The sequence below is a fragment of the Mycolicibacterium fluoranthenivorans genome, assembly GCF_011758805.1.
Classification (GTDB): domain Bacteria; phylum Actinomycetota; class Actinomycetes; order Mycobacteriales; family Mycobacteriaceae; genus Mycobacterium; species Mycobacterium fluoranthenivorans.
In genome coordinates this window covers 1,095,222-1,102,263 of sequence record NZ_JAANOW010000002.1, presented here as the reverse complement: position 1 = coordinate 1,102,263, position 7,042 = coordinate 1,095,222, and the positions used below count along the sequence as shown (strand labels likewise).

Annotated in this window: 2 protein-coding genes and 2 rRNA genes; all 4 read right to left on the bottom strand. The window is 59.1% G+C overall.

From position 1 onward, the window contains the following. Positions 1-2,762, bottom strand: a 23S ribosomal RNA gene (locus FHU31_RS23235); the annotation flags it as partial. A gap of 392 nt (positions 2,763-3,154) precedes the next feature. Next, a 16S ribosomal RNA gene (locus FHU31_RS23230) occupies positions 3,155-4,672 on the bottom strand. Between the two features lie 382 nt (positions 4,673-5,054). Then, on the bottom strand, positions 5,055-6,356 hold the full coding sequence (tyrS, locus tag FHU31_RS23225; protein WP_263988242.1) for a tyrosine--tRNA ligase: 1,302 nt from the start codon (positions 6,354-6,356) through the stop codon (positions 5,055-5,057). Between the two features lie 27 nt (positions 6,357-6,383). Beyond that, positions 6,384-7,025 carry a DNA-3-methyladenine glycosylase gene (locus FHU31_RS23220; RefSeq protein ID WP_167162819.1) on the bottom strand — a complete coding sequence of 214 codons (642 nt, stop codon included), beginning with the start codon at positions 7,023-7,025 and terminating at the stop codon, positions 6,384-6,386. Positions 7,026-7,042: the final 17 nt, after the last annotated feature.

Sequence of the window (7,042 nt, the reverse complement as noted above, 5' to 3'; positions counted from 1 at the left end):
GACCTGCTCCAGCCCCAGGATGCGACGAGCCGACATCGAGGTGCCAAACCATCCCGTCGATATGGACTCTTGGGGAAGATCAGCCTGTTATCCCCGGGGTACCTTTTATCTGTTGAGCGACACCCCTTCCATTCAGAGGTGCCGGATCACTAGTCCCGACTTTCGTCCCTGCTCGACATGTCCGTCTCGCAGTCAAGCTCCCTTGTGCACTTACACTCAACACCTGATTGCCATCCAGGTTGAGGGAACCTTTGGGCGCCTCCGTTACATTTTAGGAGGCAACCGCCCCAGTTAAACTACCCACCAGGCACTGTTTCCTGAACCGGATATACGGTTCGAGGTTAGAGGCCCAATACGGTCAGAGTGGTATTTCAACAATGACTCCACACACACTGGCGTGCATGCTTCACAGTCTCCCACCTATCCTACACAAACCGAACCGAGCACCAATACCAAGTTGTAGTGAAGGTCCCGGGGTCTTTTCGTCCTGCCGCGCGTAACGAGCATCTTTACTCGTAGTGCAATTTCGCCGAGTCTATGGTTGAGACAGTTGAGAAGTCGTTACGCCATTCGTGCAGGTCGGAACTTACCCGACAAGGAATTTCGCTACCTTAGGATGGTTATAGTTACCACCGCCGTTTACTGGGGCTTAAATTCTCCGCTTCACCCTTACGAGTTAACGGGTCCTCTTAACCTTCCAGCACCGGGCAGGCGTCAGTCCGTATACATCGTCTTGCGACTTCGCACGGACCTGTGTTTTTAGTAAACAGTCGCTTCTCACTGGTTTGTGCCACCCCCCACCGCTGCCGGCCGTAAAGACCATGACAGTAGGAGGTCCCCCTTCTCCCGAAGTTACGGGGGCATTTTGCCGAGTTCCTTAACCATAGTTCACTCGTACGCCTTAGTATTCTCTACCTGACCACCTGTGTTGGTTTGGGGTACGGGCCGTGTGTGAGCTCGCTAGAGGCTTTTCTCGGCAGCATAGGATCACCGAATTCGCCTCAATCGGCTATGCATCACCTCTCAGGATTAATGAGACCCGGATTTACCTAGGCCTCTCCCTACCGGCTTGCCCCAGTATTACCACTGACTGGTACGGCTACCTTCCTGCGTCACCCCATCGCTTGACTACTACCAGAGAAGGTCCCGCGCAGCCCTGCCAATCCTCACACCCGAAGGTGATCAGTAACGACAGTTTTGGGCGGTTAGTACCTCTGATTCATCATGGGCGCGCACACACGGGTACGGGAATATCAACCCGTTGTCCATCGACTACGCCTGTCGGCCTCGCCTTAGGTCCCGACTCACCCTGGGCGGACTGGCCTGCCCCAGGAACCCTTGGTCTTTCGGCGGGCAAGGTTCTCACTTGCCTTATCGCTACTCATGCCTGCATTCTCACTCCCACACCCTCCACAGCTCCATTACCAGGCTGCTTCACTGGGTGCAGGACGCTCCCCTACCCATCCAACAAAGTTGAATGCCGCGACTTCGGCGGTGTGCTTGAGCCCCGCTACATTATCGGCGCACAATCACTTGACCAGTGAGCTATTACGCACTCTTTCAAGGGTGGCTGCTTCTAAGCCAACCTCCTGGTTGTCTTCGCGACTGCACATCCTTTTCCACTTAGCACACGCTTAGGGGCCTTAGTCGGCGATCTGGGCTGTTTCCCTCTCGACGCACGGAGCTTATCCCCCGCCGTCTCACTGCCACGCTTACACTTACCGGCATTCGGAGTTTGGCTGACGTCAGTAACCTTGTGAGGCCCATCGGCCATCCAGTAGCTCTACCTCCGGCAAGAAACACGCAACGCTGCACCTAAATGCATTTCGGGGAGAACCAGCTATCACGGAGTTTGATTGGCCTTTCACCCCTACCCACAACTCATCCCCTCAGTCTTCAACCTAAGTGGGTTCGGGCCTCCACGCGGTCTTACCCGCGCTTCACCCTGGCCATGGGTAGATCACTCCGCTTCGGGTCCAGAACACACCACTACACCAACCCCTACGGATTGGATACGCCCTATTCAGACTCGCTTTCGCTGCGGCTACCCCACACGGGTTAACCTCGCGACATGTCCCTGACTCGCAGGCTCATTCTTCAAAAGGCACGCCATCACCCCACGACAAGTCGAGGGCTCTGACGGATTGTAGGCACACGGTTTCAGGTACTATTTCACTCCCCTCCCGGGGTACTTTTCACCATTCCCTCACGGTACTAATCCGCTATCGGTCATTGGGAAGTATTCAGGCTTACCGGATGGTCCCGGCAGATTCACAGCAGATTTCACGGGCCCGCTGCTACTCGGGGACAGTTCCACAACAGGGTGCACATTTTCGCGTACCGGGCTCTCACCGTCTACGGCAGGCCATCCCAAGACCACTTCCGCTAACACACACCTTTATCACTGTTGCCCTCATCGGCGGATGAGAGAAGAAACGCCCCACAACCCCGCACACACAACCCCCGCCGGGTATCACATGCATACGGTTTAGCCATCCTCCGCTTTCGCTCGCCACTACTCACGGAATCACTTTTGTTTTCTCTTCCTACGGGTACTGAGATGTTTCACTTCCCCGCGTTCCCCCCCACACCCTATATATTCAGGTGTGGGTAACACGACATCACTCGTGCTGGGTTTCCCCATTCGGACATCCTCGGATCCACGCTCGGTTGGCAGCTCCCCGAGGCATAACGCAGCCTCCCACGTCCTTCATCGGCTCCCAATGCCAAGGCATCCACCATGCGCCCTTAAACACTTACAACACAAAAAAACCAGAATAAAGAAAAAAGAAATTGCACATCACAACACACAAAACACCAGACCACCAACCCAAAGGCCAGCAGCCCAACAATTCTGCGTGCAAGATGCTCGCAACCACTATCCACAAATCAAACACCACACCCCACCACCAAAGCAGGGCAACAACAAACACCACCAACCCCAACGGGTCGAAGGCCGACAACCCCCACCACAAAGGCACGGGCATCGCAGGGCCTGTTGTCTCAAAGCCCAATAGTGTGTCTGGCAGTTTTACAAGTTTGTTGTCGCACCAGACCCCCACCCACTACAGGCGAAAGGCCATCCAACGAATCGCCTGACAATCGGCTGATCCCGCAATCTACGGGGCCGGCCAGGTCTCGTGGTGCTCCTTAGAAAGGAGGTGATCCAGCCGCACCTTCCGGTACGGCTACCTTGTTACGACTTCGTCCCAATCGCCGATCCCACCTTCGACGGCTCCCTCCACAAGGGTTAGGCCACCGGCTTCGGGTGTTACCGACTTTCATGACGTGACGGGCGGTGTGTACAAGGCCCGGGAACGTATTCACCGCAGCGTTGCTGATCTGCGATTACTAGCGACTCCGACTTCACGGGGTCGAGTTGCAGACCCCGATCCGAACTGAGACCGGCTTTACAAGGATTCGCTCCACCTCACGGCATCGCAGCCCTTTGTACCGGCCATTGTAGCATGTGTGAAGCCCTGGACATAAGGGGCATGATGACTTGACGTCATCCCCACCTTCCTCCGAGTTGACCCCGGCAGTCTCCTACGAGTCCCCGGCATAACCCGCTGGCAACATAGGACAAGGGTTGCGCTCGTTGCGGGACTTAACCCAACATCTCACGACACGAGCTGACGACAGCCATGCACCACCTGCACACAGGCCACAAGGGAACCAATATCTCTACTGGCGTCCTGTGCATGTCAAACCCAGGTAAGGTTCTTCGCGTTGCATCGAATTAATCCACATGCTCCGCCGCTTGTGCGGGCCCCCGTCAATTTCTTTGAGTTTTAGCCTTGCGGCCGTACTCCCCAGGCGGGGTACTTAATGCGTTAGCTACGGCACGGATCCCAAGGAAGGAAACCCACACCTAGTACCCACCGTTTACGGCGTGGACTACCAGGGTATCTAATCCTGTTCGCTCCCCACGCTTTCGCTCCTCAGCGTCAGTTACTGCCCAGAGACCCGCCTTCGCCACCGGTGTTCCTCCTGATATCTGCGCATTCCACCGCTACACCAGGAATTCCAGTCTCCCCTGCAGTACTCAAGTCTGCCCGTATCGCCCGCACGCCCACAGTTAAGCTGTGAGTTTTCACGAACAACGCGACAAACCACCTACGAGCTCTTTACGCCCAGTAATTCCGGACAACGCTCGGACCCTACGTATTACCGCGGCTGCTGGCACGTAGTTGGCCGGTCCTTCTTCTGCACATACCGTCACTTGCGCTTCGTCTGTGCTGAAAGAGGTTTACAACCCGAAGGCCGTCATCCCTCACGCGGCGTCGCTGCATCAGGCTTGCGCCCATTGTGCAATATTCCCCACTGCTGCCTCCCGTAGGAGTCTGGGCCGTATCTCAGTCCCAGTGTGGCCGGTCACCCTCTCAGGCCGGCTACCCGTCGTCGCCTTGGTAGGCCATTACCCCACCAACAAGCTGATAGGCCGCGGGCCCATCCCACACCGCAAAAGCTTTCCACCACACCCCATGAAGAATGCGGTCATATTCGGTATTAGACCCAGTTTCCCAGGCTTATCCCAAAGTGCAGGGCAGATCACCCACGTGTTACTCACCCGTTCGCCACTCGAGCACCCCGAAGGGCCTTTCCGTTCGACTTGCATGTGTTAAGCACGCCGCCAGCGTTCGTCCTGAGCCAGAATCAAACTCTCCAAACAAAAACCCCCACACCCAAAAGGCGCAGGCAGAATTCGAATCAGAAAAATCCGATCACTAACAAAAGACACCAAAACTGGCATCCAAAAAAAACAGCCACCCACCAAACTCAGGAAGACGGGAATCCCCCCAAAATGAGTGGCCAAAAAACAACAAACAAAAACCACCAAACACACTATTGAGTTCTCAAACAACACGCCCGATTCTGCTCGCACAGCAATCCCGCGGCTAAAAGCCGCGGTCCGTCCTGCGGGCAGTGAGTAACTCCCCTTTAAGGGAACTTCTCTCGGATTTGGTCTTCGCTCTCCGGCCTTGGCCGTTTCGCTCTGACCTGGAATAAGTTACGGCAGGGCTAACAGCGAGTCAAATCGCCAGGTCAGAGACCTATTTTCGCTGGTCAGAGCCGGTGACCCGACGCACCCCCGCAATGTGGCGCTTGCCACGCCGCAACACCAACCAACGGTCTCGCAGAAAGTCCGTCGCTTGTGGTATCCATTCGCCGTTTTCCACGCGCGCGTTATTGACGTACACCCCACCCTCGGCGACTGCCCGCTTGGCTTCCCCACGACTCTTGGACAAGCCGGTCGCCACCAACAGGTCGGTGATGGCGTCCGGATCACCCGGCGCCAACTCGGTGACCTCCCCGTTGGCGGCTTCCGTCAACGCCGCCGTAAGCGTGGATTCATCCAGGTCAGCGATCTCCGCGCGGCCGAACAGCGCCTGACTGGCGAGCTCCACCCCATCGGTGGCCGCCTGTCCGTGCACCAAGGTGGTGAGTTCGCGCGCGAGCCGGCGCTGCGCGGCGCGTTCGTGCGGCCGCTCTTCGGTCGCCTCGCGAAGCTCCCCCAGCTCCTCGGCGTCCAGGAAGGTGAACCAGCGCAGGTAGCCGAGGACATCGGCATCACCGGTGTTCACGAAGTACTGGTACCAGGCGTACGGCGATGTCAGCTCGGGGTCGAGCCACACGTTGCCGCCGCCGGTCGACTTGCCGAACTTCTTGCCCTCGGAGTCCGTGACCAGGGGTGTCGTCATCGCGTGCACCGTCGCGCCGGACTTCTGCCGGACCAGCCGCGCCCCGGCCACGATGTTCCCCCACTGGTCGGAACCGCCGATCTGCAACGCGCAGCCGTGCCGTTGGTGCAGCTCGACGTAGTCATTGGCCTGCAACAACATGTAGCTGAACTCCGTGTAGGAGATACCGTCGCCCTCAAGCCGGCGCCGCACGGTGTCCCGGTCGAGCATCACGTTGACCGAGAAGTACTTACCGATATCGCGCAGAAACTCGACGGCCGACAGCTGCCCGGTCCAGGACAGGTTGTTCTCCACGATGGCACCGGTCGGCGAATCGTCGAACTCCACGAATCGCTCCAGTTGACCGCGGATCCGGTCCGCCCAGTCGGCCACGGTATCGGCGGTGTTCAGCGTCCGCTCACCGGTCTCACGCGGATCGCCGATCATGCCCGTCGCCCCGCCGGCCAGCACGATCGGTCGATGTCCGGCCTGTTGGAAGCGGCGCAGGGTCAGCAGCGGCACCAGATGCCCGGCATGCAGGCTGGGTGCGGTCGGGTCGAATCCCGAATAGACCGTCATGGGACCGGCGGCAAGATCCGATGCCAGCGCGTCCCGATCGGTCGACTGCGCGATCAGCCCGCGCCATTCCAGTTCTTCGAGGATTCCCGTACTCACGCTGTCGATCTTTGCCTACCGCGGCGCTCAGTCGCTACCGCCCGGCGCCGGAGCCCGCGGGCTGCGCCGGTAGGCCGACACCTCGGGATGGCCGGGCAGCCAGAATCGCCACGGCCGATCGGCGGCGGTGCTCACCCCCACCCTCGGGCCGGCGACCCCGTTGACACCGCCGGTGGGCGGCTTGAGCCTGATCCGAACCTCACCTGCGTCATCGTCGAGGTCGATTCCGTTGTCCGCCATGAGAATTCCCAAGGCTGAACACAGATTTCCGGGGCCGCGCGCGAGCGCTGCTGTGGGGACGGCCAGACCCCGGCGACTACGCGCCACCTCCTCACCCCCGGTGATCACCGCAGACCGCAGCAGCACGGCGGCGGCGAAACCCTCGGTGCCACATACGACATTGGCGCACACATGGATCCCGTAACTGCGGTAGGTGTACATCCGTCCGGCCGGACCGAACATCACCGCATTGCGCGGGCGCGGCCCTCCGTAGGAATGCGCCGCCGCATCGGGCCACGGCTGCCCCAGCGGGCCACCGTAGGCCTCCACCTCGACGATCGTCGCCAGCACACCACGGCTCTCGAGTTCGGCGCCCAGAAGCGACCGCGCGGCGGTCACCGGGTCGACTGCCAGCGCATCCAGGCTCCCCCGTCGCTCCGATCGCCCCATGCCCTCAGATTGTGCCC